Source organism: Acinetobacter sp. USHLN143, assembly GCF_037145695.1.
GTDB classification, from domain to species: Bacteria; Pseudomonadota; Gammaproteobacteria; order Pseudomonadales; family Moraxellaceae; genus Acinetobacter; species Acinetobacter fasciculus.
The window spans coordinates 1-214 of the sequence record NZ_JBBCWZ010000367.1 but is presented as its reverse complement, the minus strand read 5'-3'; the positions used below and the strand labels follow the sequence as shown (position 1 = coordinate 214).

Sequence of the window (214 nt, the reverse complement as noted above, 5' to 3'; positions counted from 1 at the left end):
CCGTTTGAGCTTGCCATGATCACATTCAATCACGTTATTCTTGTATTTAATCTGTCGATGGTCCAGGTCTTCAGGACACTTTCCTTCCTGTTTTAGTCGCGACAAAGCACGTCCATATGTGGGTGCTTTATCCGTGTTGATCACTTGTGGAATTTGCCACTTCTTCACATTATTTAAAATTTTTCCAAGAAAACAATATGCTGATTTGGTATTA

At 38.8% G+C, this 214-nt stretch carries 1 protein-coding gene; it reads right to left on the bottom strand.

The window, feature by feature from the left end; translation table 11 throughout:
• A partial coding sequence (locus tag WFH18_RS18415) for a DDE-type integrase/transposase/recombinase (protein WP_336755481.1) occupies positions 1-214 on the bottom strand: 214 nt, incomplete at both ends.